Annotated in this window: 17 protein-coding genes; 9 read left to right on the top strand and 8 right to left on the bottom strand. The window is 73.0% G+C overall.

The genetic code is table 11. From position 1 onward, the window contains the following. The first annotated feature begins 73 nt into the window (after positions 1-73). The 4 genes from HNR68_RS14565 (at position 74) to kce (ending at position 4,236) form a co-directional block, all read left to right on the top strand. A complete protein-coding gene (locus tag HNR68_RS14565; protein WP_218888308.1) occupies positions 74-1,135 on the top strand; it encodes a substrate-binding domain-containing protein in 1,062 nt (353 codons plus the stop codon). A 61-nt stretch (positions 1,136-1,196) separates the two neighbouring features. Continuing rightward, positions 1,197-2,495: an MFS transporter gene (locus tag HNR68_RS14560; protein ID WP_179721310.1), complete on the top strand. Its 1,299-nt coding sequence runs from the start codon at positions 1,197-1,199 to the stop codon at positions 2,493-2,495. 17 nt (positions 2,496-2,512) lie between these two features. Continuing rightward, complete coding sequence (locus HNR68_RS14555; protein WP_179721308.1) at positions 2,513-3,277, top strand: 3-oxoacyl-ACP reductase FabG; 765 nt, start codon at positions 2,513-2,515, stop codon at positions 3,275-3,277. A gap of 26 nt (positions 3,278-3,303) precedes the next feature. Then, positions 3,304-4,236: a 3,5-dioxohexanoate:acetyl-CoA acetone transferase gene (gene kce / locus HNR68_RS14550; protein ID WP_179721306.1), complete on the top strand. Its 933-nt coding sequence runs from the start codon at positions 3,304-3,306 to the stop codon at positions 4,234-4,236. A gap of 131 nt (positions 4,237-4,367) precedes the next feature. Here kce and HNR68_RS14545 read toward each other — a convergent pair whose 3' ends face one another. After that, positions 4,368-4,703 (bottom strand): anti-sigma factor antagonist, encoded by a 336-nt coding sequence (locus HNR68_RS14545; RefSeq protein WP_179721304.1) that lies wholly within the window; start codon positions 4,701-4,703, stop codon positions 4,368-4,370. Positions 4,704-5,339: 636 nt separating this feature from the next. Here HNR68_RS14545 and HNR68_RS14540 point away from each other — a divergent pair. Beyond that, the gene (locus HNR68_RS14540; protein WP_218888307.1) at positions 5,340-5,876 is read left to right on the top strand and encodes a hypothetical protein; all 537 of its coding nucleotides are present in this window, start codon (positions 5,340-5,342) and stop codon (positions 5,874-5,876) included. A 765-nt stretch (positions 5,877-6,641) separates the two neighbouring features. Here HNR68_RS14540 and HNR68_RS26820 read toward each other — a convergent pair. Next, entirely contained in the window at positions 6,642-6,839 is a 198-nt protein-coding gene (locus HNR68_RS26820; protein WP_246330453.1) for a hypothetical protein, read from the bottom strand. A 111-nt stretch (positions 6,840-6,950) separates the two neighbouring features. On the opposite strand from HNR68_RS26820, the gene HNR68_RS26815 reads away from it, so the two are divergent. Next, the gene (locus HNR68_RS26815; RefSeq protein ID WP_246330452.1) at positions 6,951-7,316 is read left to right on the top strand and encodes a hypothetical protein; all 366 of its coding nucleotides are present in this window, start codon (positions 6,951-6,953) and stop codon (positions 7,314-7,316) included. Positions 7,317-7,415: 99 nt separating this feature from the next. Here the strand turns inward: HNR68_RS26815 and HNR68_RS14530 are convergent, their stop codons facing one another. From HNR68_RS14530 to HNR68_RS14515, 4 genes are all read right to left on the bottom strand, one after another. Beyond that, positions 7,416-11,252, bottom strand: coding sequence for a non-ribosomal peptide synthetase (locus HNR68_RS14530; protein ID WP_179721302.1), 3,837 nt, complete (start codon positions 11,250-11,252; stop codon positions 7,416-7,418). 101 nt (positions 11,253-11,353) lie between these two features. Then, entirely contained in the window at positions 11,354-11,578 is a 225-nt protein-coding gene (locus HNR68_RS14525; RefSeq protein WP_179721300.1) for a GrpB family protein, read from the bottom strand. A 283-nt stretch (positions 11,579-11,861) separates the two neighbouring features. Beyond that, complete coding sequence (locus HNR68_RS14520; protein WP_179721298.1) at positions 11,862-13,721, bottom strand: phosphoenolpyruvate carboxykinase (GTP); 1,860 nt, start codon at positions 13,719-13,721, stop codon at positions 11,862-11,864. Between the two features lie 541 nt (positions 13,722-14,262). Beyond that, the gene (locus HNR68_RS14515; RefSeq protein WP_179721296.1) at positions 14,263-14,865 is read right to left on the bottom strand and encodes a TetR family transcriptional regulator C-terminal domain-containing protein; all 603 of its coding nucleotides are present in this window, start codon (positions 14,863-14,865) and stop codon (positions 14,263-14,265) included. A gap of 73 nt (positions 14,866-14,938) precedes the next feature. Between HNR68_RS14515 and HNR68_RS14510 the strand changes: the two genes are divergently transcribed. Continuing rightward, a complete protein-coding gene (locus HNR68_RS14510) occupies positions 14,939-16,363 on the top strand; it encodes an MFS transporter (protein WP_179721294.1) in 1,425 nt (474 codons plus the stop codon). Here HNR68_RS14510 and HNR68_RS14505 read toward each other — a convergent pair. Both HNR68_RS14505 and HNR68_RS14500 read right to left on the bottom strand, forming a co-directional pair. Beyond that, complete coding sequence (locus HNR68_RS14505) at positions 16,348-16,725, bottom strand: PH domain-containing protein (RefSeq protein ID WP_179721292.1); 378 nt, start codon at positions 16,723-16,725, stop codon at positions 16,348-16,350. The two genes, HNR68_RS14510 and HNR68_RS14505, sit on opposite strands and share 16 nt — an antisense overlap. Before the next feature lie 122 nt (positions 16,726-16,847). Beyond that, positions 16,848-17,765: a LysR substrate-binding domain-containing protein gene (locus HNR68_RS14500; RefSeq protein ID WP_179721290.1), complete on the bottom strand. Its 918-nt coding sequence runs from the start codon at positions 17,763-17,765 to the stop codon at positions 16,848-16,850. 73 nt (positions 17,766-17,838) lie between these two features. Between HNR68_RS14500 and HNR68_RS14495 the strand changes: the two genes are divergently transcribed. Together HNR68_RS14495 and HNR68_RS14490 are read left to right on the top strand one after the other, a co-directional pair. Further along, on the top strand, positions 17,839-19,245 hold the full coding sequence (locus tag HNR68_RS14495) for an MFS transporter (protein WP_343050150.1): 1,407 nt from the start codon (positions 17,839-17,841) through the stop codon (positions 19,243-19,245). An 812-nt stretch (positions 19,246-20,057) separates the two neighbouring features. Then, positions 20,058-20,489, top strand: a complete 432-nt coding sequence (locus HNR68_RS14490) for a hypothetical protein (RefSeq protein ID WP_179721288.1) — start codon at positions 20,058-20,060, stop codon at positions 20,487-20,489. The last annotated feature ends 75 nt before the right edge of the window (positions 20,490-20,564 follow it).

The following is a 20,564-nucleotide window of genomic DNA, read 5'->3' as shown; positions in this document are numbered from 1 at the left end:
TGCTTAACGTTCAGCGGGCGACTTAGGTTCTGCCTGCACCGGAGACCTGCATCACGTCAAGGGAGACTCGGCTGTGGGTACCGCGACTCGCCGCTCCTCGCGCCGACCGGGCACGGTCTCGGCGGCCGCCGTGGCTCGCGCCGCCGGGGTGTCCCCCGCCGCCGTGTCCTACGTGATGAACGGCAAGGGCGGGGTGGCGGCGGCGACGCGCGAGCACATCCTCGCCGTCGCCGACGAGCTCGGCTTCCGCCCGCCGGACCGGGGCGGGCCGGCCGACCCGAACCGCACCCGCGTCATCGGCCTGGTGCAGCCCAACATCATCAACCCCACCTACCCGCGGTTCGCGCAGAGCATCGTGTCCGCGGCCGCGGAGGCCGGGTACGAGGTGTTCGTCGCGACCACCCAGGACGACCCCCGCACGCTGGCGAACGTGGCCCGCAGCCTGGTGCAGCGCAACGTCGACGGCGTCGTGCTCAGCGCCGCGCTCCGGGAGGACGCCACCGCGCTGCGGACGCTGCGCGCCGCCCGGATCCCCTACGTCTACCTGTCGCGGCGGTCCCCGTACCTGGAGGGCGACTTCGTCGGCATCGACGACGCCGCCGCGGCCACGTCGCTGATGGAGCACGTGCTGGGGCACGGCCACACCGAGATCGCCGTCGTGATCGGGCCGCGGTTCTCCTCCGCCTCCCTGGCCCGGGAACAGGCCTTCGTGGCGACCGCCCGCGCGCACGGCGTCGACATCAGTGGCGACCGCAAGATCAGCACCGAGCTCAGCAGCGACGGCGGCCGCCGCGCGGCGGAGCGGCTGTTCGGCCGCGACGACCCGCCGCGCGCCGTCGTGTGCGGCAGCGACGAGCTCGCGATCGGCATCCTCGAGCACGCGGCCGAGCACGGCATCCGGGTGCCCGAGGACGTCGCGGTGACCGGGCACGACGGCATCCCGCACAGCACGTCCGCCCTGATCGGGCTCACCACCGTGATCCAGCCGCTCGAGCAGATGGGCCGCGAGGCCTTCGGGATGCTGCTCGCGCGCATGGAAGAACCGTCCGCCAGCTACCGGTCCCTGGTGTGCGCGCACCGGCTGCACATCGGCCGGACCTGCGGATGCGCACCGACCACCGCACCCCGCCGCTGAGCGGCGGAGCACCGAACACCCGACGATCCGGCGAGCCGGAGTGGAACGAGAAGGTCACGCCATGCCGAAGAACGCCGCACAACCGGTGGTGCGCCCACCGGCCGAGCTGAACGGGGTCATCTTCCGCAAGCTGCTCCCCCTGCTGATCGGTGCCTACGTCATCAGCTTCCTGGACCGCACCAACATCGGCATCGCCAAGGAGCAGCTGCAGGTCGACCTGGGGATCTCCGCCACCGCCTACGGGATCGGCGCCGGGCTGTTCTTCATCACCTACTCGCTGGCGGAGATCCCGTCGAACCTGGTCCTGCACCGGGTCGGGGCGCGGTTCTGGATCACCCGGATCATGATCATTTGGGGTCTGGTGTCCGCCGGGATGGCCTTCGTGCAGGGCGAGTGGTCGTTCTACATCATGCGGATGCTGCTGGGCGCCGCCGAAGCGGGCCTGTTCCCGGGCGTCATGTACTACCTGACGCAGTGGTTCACCCGCGCCGACCGCGCCAAGGCCAACGGCCTGTTCCTGCTCGGGGTGTCCGCGGCCAACATCCTCGGTCCGCCGCTGGGCGGCCTGCTGCTCGGGCTCGGCGGCCTCGGCGGCATGCACGGCTGGCAGTGGATGTTCCTCGTGGAGGGGCTGCCGGCGTGCCTGCTGGCCTTCGTGGTGTGGAAGAAGCTGCCCGACCGGCCGGAGCAGGCGAGGTTCCTGACCGCGGCGGAGGCCGAGGACCTGCAGCGCCGCATCGCCGCCGAGGACGAGGCGGGCGCGGAGGCCTCCGGCACGCACAGCATGCGCCAGGTGTGGCGGGACCCGCAGATCCTGCTGGTCGTCGCCGTCTACCTGACGCAGCAGATCGCGGTCTACGCGCTGTCGTACTTCCTGCCGTCGATCATCGGCACCTACGGCGAGCTGTCCTCGGTGCAGATCGGGCTGCTGACCTCGGTGCCGTGGATCTTCGCCGGGCTGGGCGCCTTCCTGGTGCCGCGGCTGGCCACCGACGGCCTCCGTTCCCGCAGGCTGGTCACCACCACGATGGTCGGGGTCTGCGTCGGCTTCGCCCTGGGCGCGGTGTCGGGGCCGGTGGTGGGCCTCATCGGGTTCTGCCTCGGCGCGTTCTCGTTCTTCGCGATGCAGCCGATCATCTTCACCTTCCCGGCGTCCCGGCTGAGCGGGGCCACGCTGGCCGGCGGCATCGCGTTCGTCAACACCATCGGCCTGTTCGGCGGGTTCCTCGGCCCGTACGTGATGGGCGCGATGGAGGACCTCACCGGCAGCGAGCTGTCCGGTCTGTGGTTCGTGGTGGGCGTGTGCGTCGTCGGCACCGTGCTGTCGCTGTTCCTGCGGCACGGCGACGAGCGCCCGTGACAGGAAGGGTGCGAGGAGTGGATCTGTCAGGCAAGCGGGTGCTCGTCACCGCGGGTGCGAGCGGCATCGGACTGGCCATCGCCCACCGCTTCACCGAGTTCGGTGCGCGCGTGGTGGTCACCGACATCAACCCGGACGCGGTCCGGGCCGCCGAGGATCGGGGCCTGGTGGCCCGGCTCTCGGACGCCTCCAGCGAGGAGCAGGTCGCGGAGCTGATGGGCGCGGTGCGCGCCGAGCTCGGTGGCCTTGACGTGCTGGTCAACAACGCGGGCATCGCCGGCCCGACCGGGCCGGTGGAGACCCTGGACAGCGGCGAGTGGGCGCGGACCTTCGAGGTCAACGTGCACAGCCAGTTCTACTGCGTCAAGCACGGGTTGCCGCTGCTGCGGGAGTCCGACGACGCCTCGATCGTGAACCTGTCCTCAGCCGCCGGGCGGCTCGGCATGGCCGGGCGCAGCGCCTACTCGGCGTCGAAGTGGGCGGTCATCGGGTTCACCAAGACCCTGGCCATCGAGCTCGGCCCGGAGGGGATCCGGGCGAACGCGATCTGCCCCGGCGCGGTCGACGGTCCCCGCATCCGCGCGGTCATCGAGGCGAAGGCCGAGATGCTGGGCAAGCCCGTGGACGAGATCGCCGCCCTCTACCGGGACCAGTCGTCGATGCGCCGGCTGGTCACCGCCGACGACATCGCGGGCATGGCGGTGTTCCTGGCCAGTCCGATGGCCCGCAACGTCAACGGCCAGGCGATGGCGGTCGACGGCAACACCGAGAAGCTCTACTGACGATCCACTGTGGAGGGATGAGCGGAATGGCCACCACTCGCAAGGTCATCATCACGTGCGCGGTGACGGGCGCGATCCACACCCCGTCGATGTCGGAGCACCTGCCCGTCTCGCCGAGCGAGATCGCCGAAGCGGCGCTGGGCGCGGCCGAGGCGGGCGCGGCGATCGTGCACCTGCACGCCCGCGACCCCGAGGACGGCAGGCCGTCGCAGGACCCCGCCCACTTCGAGCCGATCCTGGAGCAGCTGAAGGCGCACACCGACGCGGTCGTCAACATCACCACCGGCGGTTCGCCGCACATGACAGTCGAGGAGCGGATGCGGCCCGCCGCGGTGTTCAAGCCCGAGCTGGCGTCGCTGAACATGGGCTCGATGAACTTCGGCCTGTACCCGATGCTGGAGCGCTTCAAGGAGTTCCGGTACGACTGGGAGAGGGAGGCCCTGGAGAAGAGCCGGGACCTGGTGTTCAAGAACACCTTCGCCGACATCGAGACGATCCTGTCCATCGGCGCGGAGAACGGCACCCGATTCGAGTTCGAGTGCTACGACATCGCGCACCTCAACAACCTGGCGCACGTCGTCTCGCGCGGCCTGGTCCAGGGACCGCTGTTCGTGCAGTCGGTGTTCGGCCTGCTCGGCGGCATCGGCGCGCACCCCGAGGACCTGATGCACATGCGCCGCACCGCCGACCGCCTGCTCGGCGACTCCTACGAGTGGTCGATCCTGGGCGCGGGCCGCAACCAGATCCCGCTGGCCACCATCGGCGCGGCCCAGGGCTCGCACGTGCGCGTCGGCCTGGAGGACTCGCTGTGGATCGGGCCGGGCGAGCTGGCCAAGACCAACGCCGACCAGGTCAGCCGCATCCGCACCGTGCTCGAAGCCCTCAACCTGGAGATCGCCACCCCCGACGAAGCCCGCGAGATCCTCCACCTCAAGGGCAAGGACCACGTCGGCTTCTGACGGGGACCGGCGCGGGTGCTGCCTCCGCGGGGTCGTGAGTGCGTGGACCGGCTCCAGCCGGTCTGCGCACTCACGACCACTGTCACCGCCTGCGCCGGAGCACCTCAGGCAGAAACGGGCTCGCGCCTCGCTCAGCCGACGGCGCGGAGCTCGCGGGTGCGTCCGGAGACGGTGGCCAAGGCCTCCTGCAACGTGGCGCAGCAGGGGAACGAGTCGGTCAGGTCCGCGGCGAGCAGCGCTCGCCGCAGGCACCGGGCCTCGCCGCCGACCAGCCGCAGCCCGATGCCGCGGCTGCCGGCCTGCCGGCGCGCTCGCACCAGCACCTCCAGGCCCGCGACGCCGATGAACTGCAGGCCGGAGAGGTCCAGCACGACGGTGTCCGCCATCGAGGACAACCGGGTCGTGAGCAGCTCCTGCAGGTCCGGCGCGGTGCGGCAGTCCAGGTCCCCGCCGACGCGCACCACCACGCAGGTGCTCGTCGGGCGCCAGCACCGCAGGTCCAGTCCAGCCTGACGCCCTGGTTCGCGGTCCGCCCGCCGGGACGATCGGGGGGACTGGTGAGCATGTGCGTCCATGGACTGCCTCCTCAAGACAGGACAGCCGGTGAACGACCGCCGACGCCGTGGCGGCATCCCTGTCCCGGACCTCGTGCCGGGACAACAACCCCGAAACGGAACCGGCGGATCTCCTCCGCTGCCGTTCGGTAAGGGCGCGCCTCCACCGTACCGTTCAACATCACGCTGTCCACCCGGGAGGGCGATCGCGGCGGTTCAGGTTGCGCGCACGGGAGGAACAGGTACGCTGCGGCTCCCCGACGGCGCGGCGCGGGACTCCCCGACGCCCCGCGAGAATCCCTGCGCCGAAGGGGATCCCTCACTCGACCACGCTGGAGCGTCACGCCGTCGCGACGATCCCGCGCGGACCGACGTTGCCCAGATCGAGTGAACTTCCCCAACGCGGTCGACACGCGCTCCGCACTGCGGAGGTACCGCGCGAACCGGACACCACCGCGAGCGGACTCCGTGCGACGTCCACCGCGACACCGCGGACGGTTCCGCCTCCCCTCGCGTGTTCCCCGCCCTCCGCGCGGGAAACCGCCAGGCATGAGTGGACACGTACTTCGCGGACTGCTGGCCGGTGCAGCGGGGACCACCGCGCTCAACGCCACCACCTACCTGGACATGGCCGTGCGGGGCCGCCCCGCCAGCCAGACACCCGAGCAGACCGTGCAGGAGTTCGAGAAGCGCTTGGGGACGACCGTGTCGTCGGACGAGGCGATCGCCGCCAACCGGCGCAGCGGGATCGGGGCCCTCCTCGGCATCGCGGCCGGGCTCGGCTCGGGAGTCCTCTACGGACTCGTGCGCGCGCGCTGGGACGACGCCCCCGTCACCGCGTTGGCGATCGGCGCGGGAGTGGCCGCCAACCTCATCGGGACGGTGCCCATGGTGGCGCTGGGCGTCACCGACCCGCGCGAGTGGCCGGCCAGCTCCTGGTTGATGGACGTGGTCCCGCACCTCGCCTTCGGGGTCGCGACCGCGGTGACCTACGAGCAGATGGGCCGCCGGACCACGGGGCTCGCCGCGGCGCTGGACCGCGCTCTGCGGCACGCACGGGCGCAGCGCTGCTGCCACCGGTGGTGATCCGCGGGACCGGACCCACGCCGGAGCCACCGTGGGTCGTTGTGCCCTGCTGATCGGTCCGCGGCATCCGAGACCGTCACGGCGAAACCGCGCACCGGCCCGGTCGCGGACGGTGCACGCCAGCCTCGCGCACGCTGCAGGAGGCCGCCGTGACGGACGGACGAGCACCACGGCCGAGGCGTTGGCGGAGCTGAGCACCTTCCCCTTGGTGGACGCGCTGTTCGGCCGCCGGTCACGCCGCTTCGCCCTGGGCGACGAGATCCCGGACGGGCCACTGACCCACCGCTCGACGCACGAACCGCACCCGCTCAGCGAGCTGGAGCGGATGCTCGTGCTGAGCGCCATCGGCGGGACCACGGGGTGGCACTACTCGATCACCCGGCACGCGCGCTACGCGCCCCACGTGTCGAACTGCTCCTGCGCGGCCGCCGGCCACACCTTCCCCTCCGCCGCGGGAGTGCACACCGCCGAACTGTTCTGCACCGACGACTCGGGCGTGTACTCCTTCCCCACCCGTGACGCCGGAGCACTGGTGGACCCGGCCGTCGAGGAGGTCACGCCCGAGCTGGTGGTCCAGCGGCACCGGGAGCGGCTGCGCCGGCTCGCGCCCGCACGGCTGCACCTGCCGCCGGAAGAGCCCTCCATGGAGGGGCACAACACCTGGTGCGTCCACGTCCCCGGGTCGTTGCTGGTCATCCCGGTCGCCGACATCGCCCAGCAGTTGCTCGCCATCCTGTGCTTCTTCACCCAGAACGGCTTCTCCGTCTACGACGACGTCCACGGGCGCGCGATCCCGGGGCTGGACGAGTTCCGCGGGCTGGTCGACGTGGACGAGCCCCTCCCGCTGACCTTCACCGAGCAGTACGCGCTGACCGAGTCGACGGCGGAGCTGGCCACCGCCTGCCACGCGGGCGTGCTCATGCTCCAGGCGCTCGGGCTGGGCGGCTGGATGTTCGACGGCATCGACCGCTCCACCATGCTCGGGGCGTCCGGCGACCCCGAGGTCCCGGGACTCGGGTCCGCTACGACGAGGACGAACGCTGGTCGACGCCGAACCCGACCGGCCGCGAAGGCGTGTTCGAGGCGTTCTGCCCACCGCACCACCCGGACATGGCCGCGGCGGTGGAAGCGCTCGCCGAGCGCAAGTTCGGCCCCGGCGGCCCGTACCACCGCGACACGCCCGGCGCCTGGACCGACAGCCCCGGTTTCCGCGGCAGCGCGCAGGTCCACGACAGCACCGTCAAGGCGTGCGTCTCGCTGCAGGCCCAGTACGTCCACGACACCTTCGGCAAGTTCCCGGGCACGGTGCCCACCGTGTTCATCCTGAACTACGTGCAGGCGCACCACCTGGACCTCGACTTCGACGACCGCTTCTTCAAGCCGGGCGCCTACCTGCCGACCCACGCCACCCACACGGAACGGTGGCACGGACCGGACTGACGCGGCGCGGACACCCTCCACCGGCTCGTCGGGAGCTCCCGCTCGCTGGCGCTGTCCCGCAGCCGCTGCGCCTCGTCCTCCGGCACGCGCCCCCTCCGGTCAGCGGACCGCGGCCGGGACCGCGGTGCGCTGGAGGTGCCGCGTGAGCACCGCGCCGATGGTGGCCAGCGGTCCGGGCTGGGTGATCGTGTGGTGGCAGCAGTCGACGTCGTGCGCGACCACCTGCCCGGAGATCCGCGACCGCCAGGCCTCGGGGTCGGACGGGTGGTCACTCCGCGCCGCGCGGAAGCACAGCACGTCGCCGTGGAAGAACGACTCCGCGTAGGTGGGCACCAGCTCGGCCGCGCGGGCCAGGACGGTCGTGAGCGCGGTCAGCCGCTCCTCGCTCAACGCCGGGTGTTCCTCCGCCTCCGGGGACAGGCCCGCTGCTTCGAACAGCAGGGCGCGGACCTGGGCTCGGTCGGGCACTTCGTGGTGCGCCGACGGGTCGATCGGGTGGGCGTCGAGGAGCGCCAGCAGCGCCACGTCGTCGCCGTCGGACTGCAGGCGCGCCGCGATCGCGTGCGCCAGCGCCCCGCCGAGCGACCACCCCAGCAGGTGGTAGGGGCCGGTCGGCTGGGTGGTGCGGATGCGCCGCACGTAGCCGTCGACCATCTCCGCGAACGTCGTCGGCAGCTCCTCGGGCCTGGTCAGGCCGCCCGGCTGCAGGCCGTAGACCGGCACGTCCTCGGGCAAGTGGCTCGGCAGACCCGCGTAGCACCAGCTCAGGCCGCCCACCGGGTGCACGCAGAACAGCGGCGGCCGGTCACCGCCGGCGCGCAGCGGCAGCAGCGGCTCGAACGCGGTCGACGAGGTCTCGCGCTCCAGGAGCGGTGCCAGGTCGGCCACGGTCGGGGCCGCGTAGACCGTGCCGAGGGGCACCTCGACACCCAGGTCCGTGCGCAGGCGCGTGACCAGCTCGGCGGCGAGCAGCGACTGCCCGCCCAGCTCGAAGAAGTCGTCGTCGACGGTCACCTCGGCGACCCCGAGCACCTCGGCGAACAGGGCGCACAGCTGCCGCTCCCGGGCGGTGCGGGGCGGTCGGCCGGTGCGCACCTCCGCGGCGGGCAGGGCCTCGCGGTCGAGCTTGCCGTGCACCGTCAAGGGCAGTTCGTCGAGCAGCACGAACGACGAGGGCACCATCGACGTGGGCAGCCGGTGCGCCGCCCAGGACCGGAGCTCGGCCGCGTCGACCGCGCGCCCGGTCGGCACCACGTGCGCGACCAGCTGCGGCTCGGTGCTCCCGGTCGCCGTCACCACCGCCTCGGCGACGCGCGGGTGGGCGGTGAGCACGGCCGCGACCTCGCCCGGCTCGATGCGCACGCCGCGGACCTTGACCTGGTCGTCGGTGCGGCCGAGGTACTCCAGCCGGCCGTCCTCGGTCCACCGCACCCGGTCGCCGGTGCGGTACATGCGCGCGCCGGGCGGTCCGAAGGGGTCCGGCAGGAACGACCGCGCGGTCAGCTCCGGCTCGTCGAGGTACCCGCGGGCGACCTGGTCGCCCGCCAGGTACAGCTCACCGGGCACCAGGGGCGGTTGCGGCTGCTGCGCGCCGTCGAGGACGTAGGCGCGGACGTTGTGGCCCGGGCGGCCGATGACCGGGCGGTCGCCCTCGACACGGCAGTACACCGCGTCCACTGTGGACTCGGTTGGCCCGTAGAAGTTCCACGCCTCCACCCCGGGGTGGTCGCGCAACCGCGCCCACAGCTCGGCGTCGATCGCCTCGCCGCCGACCATGAGCAGCCACGGGTTCGGTTGCTCCCCCGACAGCAGGCCCTCGGCCAGCAGGCGGCGCAGGAACGACGGGGTGAGGTCGGCGAAGTCGATGCGCTGCTGGGCGAAGTGGCGCACCAGCGCGCGCGGGTCGAGGCGCACCGCGTCCTCGACCAGGTGGACCTCCTGCCCCGCGGCCAGGAACAGCAGCGCTTCCCACGCGGTGTCGAAGGAGAACGACGCGGTCAGCGCGGCGCGCAGCCGACGTCCCGCGATCAGCTCGCGCTGGTGGTCGTGGAAGAGCGTGGCCAGGTTGCGGTGCTCCACCACCACGCCCTTCGGGGTGCCGGTCGAGCCGGAGGTGAAGCTGACGTACGCCGCGTGCTCCGGGCGCCGGGTGACGGCCGGGTCGGTGCCCAGCTGGTGCTCGGCGTCCTCCACCAGCAGCAGCGGGTGCTCGGCCGGGAGGGTGGCGCCGGTCTCCGCGGTGGTGAGCACCCGCCAGGGCCGGGCCCGCTCCAGCAGTGTCCGGATGCGGGCCGGCGGGTGGGTCAGGTCGAGCGGCACGCACGCCGCGCCGGACTTGAGCACCGCGAGGACCGCCACCAGGTAGTCCGCGGTGCGCGGCAGCGCCAGCGCGACCCGCCGCTCCGGGCCCGCGCCGTGGGCGAGCAGCGCGTGCGCCAGCCGGTTGGCGCGGGTGTTGAGCTCGGCCGCGGACAACCGCACCGGACCGCAGACCAACGCGGTGGCGTCGGGATCGGTGCGCACGTGCGCCTCGAACAGGTCCGGCACCGTCTCGGTGCCCGTCTCGTGCCGGGTGTCGTTCCAGGTGTGCAGCACGAGCTCGCGTTCCGCCGCGGAGAGCAGGTCGATCGAGCCGATCGGCCGGTCCGGGTCGATGCCGGCCAGCTCGTGCAGCAGGGCGAGGAACCGGCGGTGGTGCGCCGCCGTGGTCGCGGCGTCGTACTTCGCCGGGTCCGCGTTGAAGTCGATCTGCAGCGAGCCGTCGGTCGGCCGGTCGTAGACGTTGACGCCGAGGCCGGTCACCGGGCCGTTGGAGAGGTTGCGCAGCACCGCCGGGTGGCGACCGAACTGCAGCCGCCCGTCGTGGGTCATGATGTTGATGCCCCAGTCGTCGAGGTACCCGCCGCGGTGGTGCGCGATCCGCAGGTCCCGCACCAGGTGCGTCGAGGAGTACCGCTGGTGGCGCAGCAGGTCCTTGGCGCTGCCCGCGGTGGTGCGCAGCAGTTCCGCCACCGTGGTCGACGGTGTCATCCGGGTGCGCAGCGGGAGCACGCTGGCCACCATCGACGGCACGGTGCGCGCGACGCTGCCCGCCCTCCCGGTCACGGTCAGGTCCAGCGTCACCTCGTCCCGGCCCGCGAGCCGGTGCACGTACAGCGCCAGCGCCGCCATCGCGACCGTGGGCAGGCTGGTGCGCGCCTGCCGCGCCAGCGCCCGCAGCCCCCGGGCGTCGTCCGGCGTGACGAAGCCGGTCTCCCGCAGGAAGGTGTGCGGCACGGCCGACGACAGCTCGCGCGTGCGGTGCGCGGTCGGCCAGTCCGCCAGCTGCCGCGCCCAGTGCTCCCGGTCGCGGGTGTAGCGCTCGGAGGCCTCGTACTCGGCCTCCTCGGCCAGGATCTGCGCCAGTGAGCCGAACGGGCACGGCGGCGCGGGCACGCCTCGCTCGGCCGCGGTGTAGAGGTCGGCGAGCCGCTGGACGAACAGCGACATGCCGTAGCCGTCCAGGACGATGTGGTGCAGTGCCATGTAGACGGTGCACCGGTCCGGGCTGGTGCGCAGCACCGCGAAGGTGAACAGCGGTGCGCTGCGCAGGTCCACCGCGCGGCGGAGGTCGGCCCACATCCACTCCTCGGCGGCCGCCTCCGGGTCGGCGGCGTCGCTGAGGTCCACCACCGGCAGCGGCCAGTCCGGCAGCGGTTCGATGGTCTGCCAGACCCGCCCGCGGCCGTCGTCGTGGAACCGGGCCCGCACCGCTTCCGCCTCGTCGACGGTCTGCCGCAGCGCGGCTTCCAGCAGCGCGACGTCCACCGGGCCGTCGATCTCCAACGCCTCCGCAGCCCGGTACAGCGGGTTCGTCGGGTCGAACCGCTGGGCGAACCACACCCCGGTCTGAGCCGCCGTCAGCGGAAGTGTTCCGCGATCGGTCTCCGTAGCCATGGCACGTGGCCTACCACGGTGATCGTGCCCGCAGTCAGTGCGAGATCAGCACGTCCGTGTATCACTCTCCGTCATCAGCGCCACGACCGACTCCCGCGCCCTCACCTGCGCTGGGCTCGCCGCACGATCTCCTCGACGACAGCGGTCTTGGCGTCGGCGCTGTCCTGCACGTGGTGCCACTCCCGGTGCGCCAGTGCGCGCTCGGCGCGCGCGTACCGCTCGCGGTCCGCGGCGTCGGTCCGCAGGTGGTCGACCTCGGGTCCGCCCGCGCCGGACACGTGCGGGGTGACGTCGGGGTCCGGCCCCGCAGCAACCGGTGCTCGCACCAGTCCCCGGTTCGCGGACCCGCAGCACGTACCCGGCGGACTCCAGCGCGGGCACGCACGACCGCTCGTCTGCGGAATCCCGCGCCACCAGGCTGCGCCGGATGTCGCTCGACCGGGTGGGAACCACGGGATCTGTTTGGTATATGCCGAACCCGCCCTTAGCGTTGTGGTGCGAGTGACGTTCGCATTCACCGGCCACCGAGGGCGCAGCCTCGGTGGCCGGTCACACGTCGCGGCGCTCGACCGACGTTCCCGCCGGCGGTCGAGCGCCGCAGCGGTGTCGTCAGGTCCGCTGGTGCGGGACGCCGCCGGCTCCCAAGCGCTGGCGCAGGCCGTCGAGCTCCGACCGGAGAGCGGCGGGGACCTTGCTGCCGATGCGCGCGAACCACTCCTCGATGCGCGGCAGTTCGTCCTGCCACTCGGCGGGGTCGACGGCCAGCGCCGCGTCGACCTCCGCCGGGTCCACGTCGAGCCCGGTCAGGTCGAGGTCGGCCGCGGTGGGCACGAGCCCGACCGGAGTTTCGGTGGCGTCTGCGGTGCCCTCGACGCGCTCGACGATCCACTTGAGCACACGGGAGTTCTCGCCGAAGCCGGGCCACAGGAACCGGCGGTCCGCGCCGCGGCGGAACCAGTTGACCTGGAAGATCTTCGGCAACGTGGCGGGGTCGGTGCGCTCGGCGACGCGCAGCCAGTGCGCGAAGTAGTCCCCCATGTGGTAGCCGGCGAACGGCAGCATGGCCATCGGGTCCCGACGCACGACCCCCACCGCACCGGCGGCCGCGGCCGTCGTCTCCGAGGACAGGGTGGCTCCCATGAACACCCCGTGCTGCCAGTCGCGGGCCTCGGCGACGAGCGGGACGGTGGTGGCGCGCCGGCCGCCGAAGAGGATCGCCGAGATCGGCACCCCGCGCGGGTCGTCCCACTCCGGCGCGATGGTCGGGCACTGGCCGATGGGGGTGCAGAACCGGGAGTTGGGGTGGGCGGCCGGTTCCGGCGACTCCGGCGTCCAGTCACCGCGCTTCCAGTCGGTGAGGTGCTGCGGCGGCTCGGCGGTCATGCCCTCCCACCAGACGTCGCCGTCGTCGGTGAGCGCAACGTTGGTGAAGATCGTGTTGCCCTGCTCGATGGTGCGCATCGCCACCGGGTTGGTGCGGTAGCCGGTGCCGGGGGCGACGCCGAAGAAGCCGAACTCGGGGTTGACCGCGTACAACCTGCCGTCCTCACCGAAGCGCATCCAGGCGATGTCGTCGCCGATGGTCTCGGCCTTCCAGCCGGGCACGGTGGGTTGCAGCATCGCCAGGTTCGTCTTGCCGCAGGCGCTGGGGAACGCCGCCGCGACGTAGTGCACCGTGCCGTGCGGCGAGATGAGCTTGAGGATGAGCATGTGCTCGGCCAGCCAGCCCTCGTCGCGGGCCATCACCGAGGCGATGCGCAGCGAGTAGCACTTCTTGCCCAGCAACGAGTTCCCGCCGTAGCCGGAGCCGTAGCTCCAGATCGTGCGCTCCTCGGGGAAGTGGGTGATGTACTTGGTCGGGTTGCAGGGCCACGGCACGTCCTGCTGCCCGGGACGCAGCGGCGCCCCCACCGAGTGCAGCGCCTTGACGAACTCGCGCTCGGTGCCGTCGGGGGCGATGAACTCGTCCAGCGCGCGGGCGCCCATGCGGGTCATCACGCGCATCGACAGCACCACGTAGGCGGAGTCGGTGATCTCCACACCGAGGTCGGGGTCCGCAGCGCCCAGCGGGCCCATGCAGAACGGGAGGACGTACATGGTCCGGCCCGCCATGCAACCCCGGTAGAGCTCGGTCATGATGATCTTCATGTCGACCGGGTCCATCCAGTTGTTGGTCGGACCCGCGTCGTCCTCGTCGCGGGAGCAGATGAAGGTGCGGTCCTCCACCCGCGCGACGTCCTCGGGGTCGGAGGCGGCCCAGAACGAGTTCGGCTTGCCGGTCAACCGCACGAGCGTGCCCGCGTCGACGAGCTCGGTGGTCAGCCGCTGCCACTCCGCGTCCGAGCCGTCGCACCACACCACTCGGTCCGGGGTGGTCAGCTCGGCGACGTCGCGCACCCACGCCAGGAGGCCCTGGTGACGGGTCGGGGCCTCGTCCAGGCCGGGGACAGCGGTGGTCGTGGTGGTCATCGTGGGCCTCCTCGCGGTGGTGACGTCGGCGTGACCGTGCACTGTGGACTCTCGGTGCAGGCGGTGCGGACCGCCCGACCGTCGGGCGTTCGCCTGGTGCTCGCCGCGCGGTGCGCGGGAGGCAGGGGAGCTGGGCGGCCGGTTCGACCAGCAGCGGGAACCGCGCGCCTGGCGTCGTCGAGGGGTCCGCGCACCGCTTCACCGTCCCGCACCCTCGGGGTGCGGGCTCGCTCGGCCGTCTCCCGGTCCAGCGGCACGCTCATGCTCGATCAACCCTCGTGCGTCGGATCTGCCCACCGCAGTGGTGGTCCGTGCTGTGCGACCGCCGCCACGGGGGCCGCGCACCGTTGCGTCGTGCGGCTGGACCCGTCGTCGTGCCCGACTTCGCCGAAGTCGCTCGTCGTCCGCGCGGGCACCGAGCGGCGCTCCCGGGGCGACGGGTCCATCGTCGGCTCGCTCCCCGGGGTCCGCAACCGCTGGTCCAGCCAGACGCGCAGGTCACGGGCACCCGTCGGCACCCCGACGCCGGGGCGGAGAGCCGCTACGCGACGAAGACGCGGTCGAGGTGGGCGCGCACGACCGCCCGCGCCTCCTCGACGGTGCGCTGGCCGACCAGGACGCTCGTGCCGAGGCCGTGGTTGAGCGCCAGCAGGTGCGCCACCTCGGTGGCCACGTCCACGCCGTCCCGGAGCTGCCCGGCGCGCTCGGCGCGCTCCAGCGCGTCGGCGAGACGGCGTTCGAGGTCGTCCACCCCGGCCACGAAGGGTTCCCGGGCGAGCTCGGGATCGGTCATCGCCAGCACCGCGTAGGAGGTGCCGACCAGGTGGAACAGCCGGCTCTGCGGGTCGGTCGGCAGGGCCTCCGCGAAGAACGCCTCGACGAACGCCCGCGGCGGCACGGGGTCGGGCAGCGCGGCCAGCCGCTCCCGCCACCGCTGTCGGCTCTGCTGCTCGAGGTGGCGCACCGCCGCGACGACCAGCTGCGCCTTGGTCTCGAAGTAGTACTGCACCAGCCGCAGCGACACCCCGGCCTCGGCGGCGACCGAGCGCATCGTCACGGCGTGCAACCCCTCGCGGCCCGCGACCCGCACCAGGGCCTCGGCGATCTGCGCGCGTCGTTCGGCGTGGTCGACCGTCCTCGGCACCCGCTCACTCCTTCCCCGCCGTTGTGGTACAGCTGTATATGATACGTCTGTATCACGACGTGGGGGTCGAGGGATGACACCGGGGCACGGCGTGGACTCCGCGAGCGGGCGGGCGAGTTCGGCGGTGCTCGCGCTGGCGTGCGCGGTGCAGTTCATGGTCGTCCTCGACGTCTCGGTGGTGAACGTGGCGCTGCCCTCGATCCAGCGGGCGCTGGGGTTCGACGACGGCAGCCAGCAGTGGGTGGTCAACGCCTACGTCCTGCCCTTCGCCGGTTTCCTGCTGCTCGGCGGGAGGCTGCCGGACCTCGTCGGGCTGCGGCGCGTTGTCCCGCTCGGCTTGGCGCTCTTCTCCGGCGCCAGCCTGGTCGGCGGACTGGCGACCTCAGCCGAGCTGCTGGTCGCCGCGCGGGCCGCGCAGGGCTTGGGAGCGGCGGTGCTGGCACCCGCCAGCCTGACGGCCCTGACCACGACCTTCCCGGAGGGGCCGCGGCGCACGCGCGCGCTGGCCGCCTGGACCGCGGTCGGCATGGCCGGGGGCACGGCCGGGAACCTGCTCGGCGGCGTGCTCACCGAGTACCTGTCGTGGCGGGCGGTCCTGCTGGTCAACGTCCCGATCGGCGTGGTCGCCGCACTGCTCGCGCAGCGTTTCCCGGGCCGGGGCGCGGGGAACGGGCCCGTGCGCCCGCTGGACGTGCCCGGCGCGGTCCTGGCGACCGGCGCGCTCACCTCGCTGACCTTCGGCGTCGACCACGCCCGCACGCACGGCTGGGGCGCGACCACCACGACCTCCGCCCTGCTCGTCGGGCTCGCCGCCCTCCTGGCGTTCCTCGTGGTCGAGGCGCGCTTCGCGCGGGAACCGCTGGTCCCGCTGCGGTTGTTCCGGGTTCGCGCGGTCTCGGTGGGCAACGCGGCGGTGCTGCTGGCCGGGGCCGCCCTGAACCCGATGTGGTACTTCCTGACGCTCGTCATGCAGCAGTCGCTGCACTACAGCCCGCTGCTGACCGGACTCGGCTTCCTCCCGCACACCGTGGTGACGATCGTGGTCACCGCGCTCGTGACCCCGTGGCTGATGGGCCGGGTGGGCAGCCGCACGCTCGTCGTCGCGGGCGCCCTGGTCGCCGCCGCCGGGTTCTGGTGGCAGAGCCGGATCACCGCGGACAGCGGTTACCTCGAGGGCGTCCTGGGACCGGCGGTCGTGTTCTCCCTCGGCAGCGGGCTGCTCAACACGCCGATCACCACGACCGTCACCGCCGGGGTCGGTGCCGCCGACGCGGGCGCGGCCTCCGGGCTCATGAACACCACCAAGCAGTTCGGTGCCGCGCTCGGCCTCGCCGTCCTCGTCACCGCCTCCGCCGGCGACCTCGCCACCCCCCAGGCGCTCGCCGCCGAGCACGGCCGCGCGTTCCTGATGATCGCCGCGGTGCTCGTCGTGGTGGCCGCCGTGGCCACGGCGCTCCCCGCGCCATCGCGCGACCAGGCGGGTCAGCGGCCGACGTAGGTGCTCAACAGGGCCTGGACCTCGTACACGTCGACACCCTTGCCGAACTGCTTGACGATCGGCTCGATCGTGCCGGACAGCCAGATCTTCAGCTCGGCGTCGAGGTCGAAGGTGCCCGCGGTCTCCACCGAGAAGTGGGTGATGCTGCGGTACGGGATCGAGTGGTACTCCACCTTGCGCCCGGTCACGCCCTGCTTGTCCACGAGGATCAGGCGCCGGTCGGTGAACAGGAACGAGTCCCGGATCAACTGGTAGGCGGCCTGCAGCTCCTCCCCCTGCGCGAGCAGCCGCCCGTACTCCTTGACCGCCGCACGAGGATCGACCCGCGAAGCGTTGCCCATCATCCCACCGAAGAGTCCCACACGCGCTCCCCACCGAAGATCAGTCGTCTGCCGACCAGGTTAGCGAAGACGCGGGACCTGCGTCGCCTCTCGCGGGAACCGGTCGCCGCGACCACAGGTGTCCACAGAGGACTGACTGCGGTTCAGCGGCGTTGTGGGAGGAGGGTAGCGGCCGTGGTGCTGATCGCGTCCAGGGAGGCCGCGACCGCGGGGTGGTCGCGGCGGCCCTGGCGGGTGGCGGCGATGATCCGGCGAGCTGGGGCCGGTTCGCCGTGCAACGGGAGGCGGACGACGGGCCACTCCTCGTTCAGGCGGGCCAGGCGCGGCACCAGGATGATGCCGAAGCCGTGCGCCACCAGCGCCGCGCCGGTGTCCCACTCGTTGGCGTAGTGGGCGATGTGGGGACTGAAACCCGCTGCCGCACAAGCCGTTCGGACCAGGTCGTGGTAGGCGCCTCCGGGCAGCGCCACGATCCACGGCTCGTCGGCGGCGTCGGCGAGGGTGACGCGGCGCAGCTCCGTCAGGCGGTGCTCCGCGGGGACCACCAGGTCCAGCGGGTCGTCGAGCAGCGGTTGCTGGTCGAACCGTTCGTCCGCGGTGGACGGTGTGTCCGCGGAGTTGATCACGAGGGCGAGGTCGGCGTCCCCAGCGAGCAGCAGGTCGAAGCAGCGCGCCGGTTCCGCCTCGATCACCCGCACCCGCAGGTCGGCGTACCGCTCGCGCAGCGCCGCCGCGGCCGGCGGCAGCAGGTGGGTGGCCGCGGTGGAGAAGCCGCACAGGGTGAACGGGCCGCTGGGTTCCTCGGAGATCGCCGCGAGCTCGGCGCGGGCGCGCTCGACCTGGGCCTGCAGCACCTCCACGTGGCGCAGCAGCGTCCGGGCCGCGGCGGTCAGCTGGATGCCGCGGCCCCGCTGGGTCACCAGCTCGACGCCGAGCTCCTCGGCCAGCTGGCGGAGCTGGTACGAGACCGCCGACGGCGTGTAGTGCAGCGCGGCGGCCGCGGCGGTGACCGTGCCGTGGTGGGCCACCAGCTGGAGCACCTTGAGCCGCGGGTCGATCATGCAACCATCTTGCACGATGACGTCGAGAACCGTTTGATTCCCCTTCCCAGTCGGCGTGGGCAACCTGGACGGCGTGACGGTCTCCCACTCCTCTGACCCCGACCCGGTCGTGCCCGGACTCCCGCCCCGCGCACGAGCGCGCGAGGTGCGCACCGGTCTGTCCGTGCTGGTCGTGCTCACCTGCGGCGCCTACCTGCCCAGCCCGCTGTACCCCGCCTACCAGAGCGCCTTCGCGATCAGCGACCTCACCATGACGCTGGTCTACGCGACGTTCGCGCTGGTCAGCGCGCCCGCACTGCTGCTGTTCGGCTCGGCGTCCGACGCGCTCGGGCCGCGGTCGGTGCTGCGCGCCAGCATCGGGCTGGCCGCGCTCGGCTCCGCCTGCTTCGCCCTCGCTCCTGGTGTGGCGTGGCTGCTGGCGGGTCGCGCGGCACAGGGGCTGGCCCTGGGCGCGGCGACCGGGGCGGCCACGGCGCTGATCAGCGAACGGGCTCGCGGTCTCACCCGGCTCGACGGCGCGGTGCTGGCCAGCACGGCGTTCGTGGCCGGGACCGCGGCCGGGCCGGTCGCGGGTGGTGTGCTCGCCGAGCACGCGCCGGCCCCGCGGGTCCTGCCGTTCGTCGTGCACCTGGTGCTGCTCGGGATCTGCTGGCAGCGCGTCACCCACCTGGCGGACCTCGCACCGCGCGGCCGGTGGAGGCCGACCCGACCGCGGATCCCGCGCGGCACCCGGCTGCCCTTCACCGCCGCCGCGATGACCGGCGCCCTCGCCTGGACGGTCGCGGGCCTGTTCCTGGCGGTCATCCCGGCGCTCCTCGCCCGCAGCGGCCAGCGCGACCAGGCGGTGATCGGCGGCATCCTCAGCGCGGTGCTGCTCTGCTCGGTGCTGACCCAGCCGCTGGTGCCCCGGCTCGGGACCCGGCGCGCGCAGCTCACCGGGCTCGGCGCTCTGCTGGTCAGCCTCCTGTTGCTGGCCTGGACCGCCGGTGGCTCGGTCCCGGTCACGCTGCTCGCGGCCGTCGTGGCCGGCGCCGGGCACGGGCTGGCCTACGGGGGTTCGGCCGCCGCCGTGGACGCGGTCGCCCCGGCGGGCGAGCGCGGTGCCACCACGGGAGCGCTGAACCTCGCCTTCTACCTGGGCGCCGGGCTCCCCGCCATCGCCGTCGGGCTCGTCACGCTCGGACGCCCGCTGTCCACCGCGACCTCCTGGGTCACCGCCGTGGCAGCCGCGCTCGTCCCCGTCGCCTGCGCGGTCGTCGTGGTCAGCCACCGTCGGCGCCCGAGGCCCACCGCGCCCGCCGGGCGCCGGGGCGGGGTGCCGCGCCTGCGCTCCGAACCCGTCCCGCCCGAGGCGCCGAGGCCGGGAGCACGCCCCGAGCACACCGGGCGCCGCTCCCGGCGTTCACCGCTGGCGCCGGCGAAGCGGTCCGGGCCCGGCAGGCGCCGCGCCGGTGCCGACCGTCCTCCCGCCCGGCGATGACCGGGATGGCCGAAAAAATGCTTTGCCCCTGCGGGAGAGCGGCGCCTAGCCTCGTGAGCACACAGGAAAGGAGGTGGTCCAACGGTGAAGACAGCGAGGACTTGTGAGGTGGCTGTCCGCTAGGACCGCCCACGGCTCACGAGCCGACCCGACGCGCGGAGGTCCCTTCGGGAGACCCGGCGCGGGTGAGCGGTCGGCGAATACCAGGCAGCTACCCGACCCCGGGGCCCCGAACTGTGTCCGGTTCGGCCTGTCGGACCACCGACAGGAAGTGGCCCCGGGGTCGCTGCTTCTGGAGGGCTCCCCCACGGCACGAGGTGACCACGCTGCCCGGGCTCGGACTGCCCTGTCATGAGCCGAACAGAGCACCGTCCGTGCGCCCGAGCGCGAGCCGGAGACCATCGACGCGCACCCGACCGCCGCGGTGGACGTGCTGGCGCAGCGGCTCGGCGCGGGCCGCGACGGCCGGCGCCTGCAGGGCTCCGCCGCCGCGTGCCCCGCATCGGCCAGGAGGTCGGCCCCGCACGTCCTGCACCACACCCGCTGCGCAGCGGCGTGGATCGCGTGAGGAGTGACCCGGCTGGTGGGTCACTCCTGCACCGAGACAACCCGCGAGCGCACCCCACCGACCGCAGCCGACCGAGCCCGCGCCGCGACACCGCGACGCCCGGAGAACGCGCGGCATTCGGGACTCGAGACCCGAGCGACTACAGCGGGTGACGTGGTGATCACCCGTTTGCCACCCCACCGGCGGTGCCGTGAGTGCTACCACGGAGAGCGGCAGTTGATCACCGACGACGGAGGGGTTGTTCGTGGGGCTGTGGGGTCGCATCCGTGGCAGTCACACCGACGCGGTCGACAAGCACTTCCGCCTGATCGACCGGGCGACCGAAGTGACGTCGGCTTCCCTGGTGTGCCACGAGGACACCTGGTCCGTGCTCACCCAGGTTCCTGCGTTCAGGCTCGACGAGCTGGCCGCGGACCGGATCACTCACCTCGAGGGGCGCCTGGTCCAGGTCGAGCTGTCCGGGCCCCTCCTGGTGAACGTCCTCGACGTCACGGCCGCCTACGACCGGTACACCTCCAGGTTGCGGAGCAAGCGCCTCCACAAGCCCGACGGGGCCTTGGACCTCGCGAAGCGGCTCCGGGCGGCGATCGCCGCAGCGCTGGAGGGCGTCGGGCCGGAGGGCAACGGCCCGATCCCGACCATCAGGCTGGACGAACCGGCCGTCACTGAGCAGTGACCGTCCCCGACCCGTAGCCGGCCAACCGGGCGTGCGGGCACCTCGTCCCGCGAGGCAGCGCTCCCCGACCACACC

This window comes from Saccharopolyspora hordei (assembly GCF_013410345.1).
Classification (GTDB): Bacteria; Actinomycetota; Actinomycetes; order Mycobacteriales; family Pseudonocardiaceae; genus Saccharopolyspora; species Saccharopolyspora hordei.
The sequence above is the reverse complement of the archived record's forward strand: the minus strand, read 5'-3'. Positions and strand labels throughout refer to the sequence as shown.

Bases quoted from the DNA above. Each gene is read 5' to 3' on its own strand.
- HNR68_RS14510 (WP_179721294.1), top strand. From the start codon at position 14,939: ATGACACCGGGGCACGGCGTGGACTCCGCGAGCGGGCGGGCGAGTTCG.
- kce (WP_179721306.1), top strand. From the start codon at position 3,304: ATGGCCACCACTCGCAAGGTCATCATCACGTGCGCGGTGACGGGCGCG.
- HNR68_RS14530 (WP_179721302.1), bottom strand. From the start codon at position 11,252: ATGGCTACGGAGACCGATCGCGGAACACTTCCGCTGACGGCGGCTCAG.
- HNR68_RS14560 (WP_179721310.1), top strand. From the start codon at position 1,197: ATGCCGAAGAACGCCGCACAACCGGTGGTGCGCCCACCGGCCGAGCTG.
- HNR68_RS14540 (WP_218888307.1), top strand. From the start codon at position 5,340: ATGAGTGGACACGTACTTCGCGGACTGCTGGCCGGTGCAGCGGGGACC.
- HNR68_RS14500 (WP_179721290.1), bottom strand. From the start codon at position 17,765: ATGATCGACCCGCGGCTCAAGGTGCTCCAGCTGGTGGCCCACCACGGC.
- HNR68_RS14520 (WP_179721298.1), bottom strand. From the start codon at position 13,721: ATGACCACCACGACCACCGCTGTCCCCGGCCTGGACGAGGCCCCGACC.
- HNR68_RS26820 (WP_246330453.1), bottom strand. From the start codon at position 6,839: ATGCCGTCGAACATCCAGCCGCCCAGCCCGAGCGCCTGGAGCATGAGC.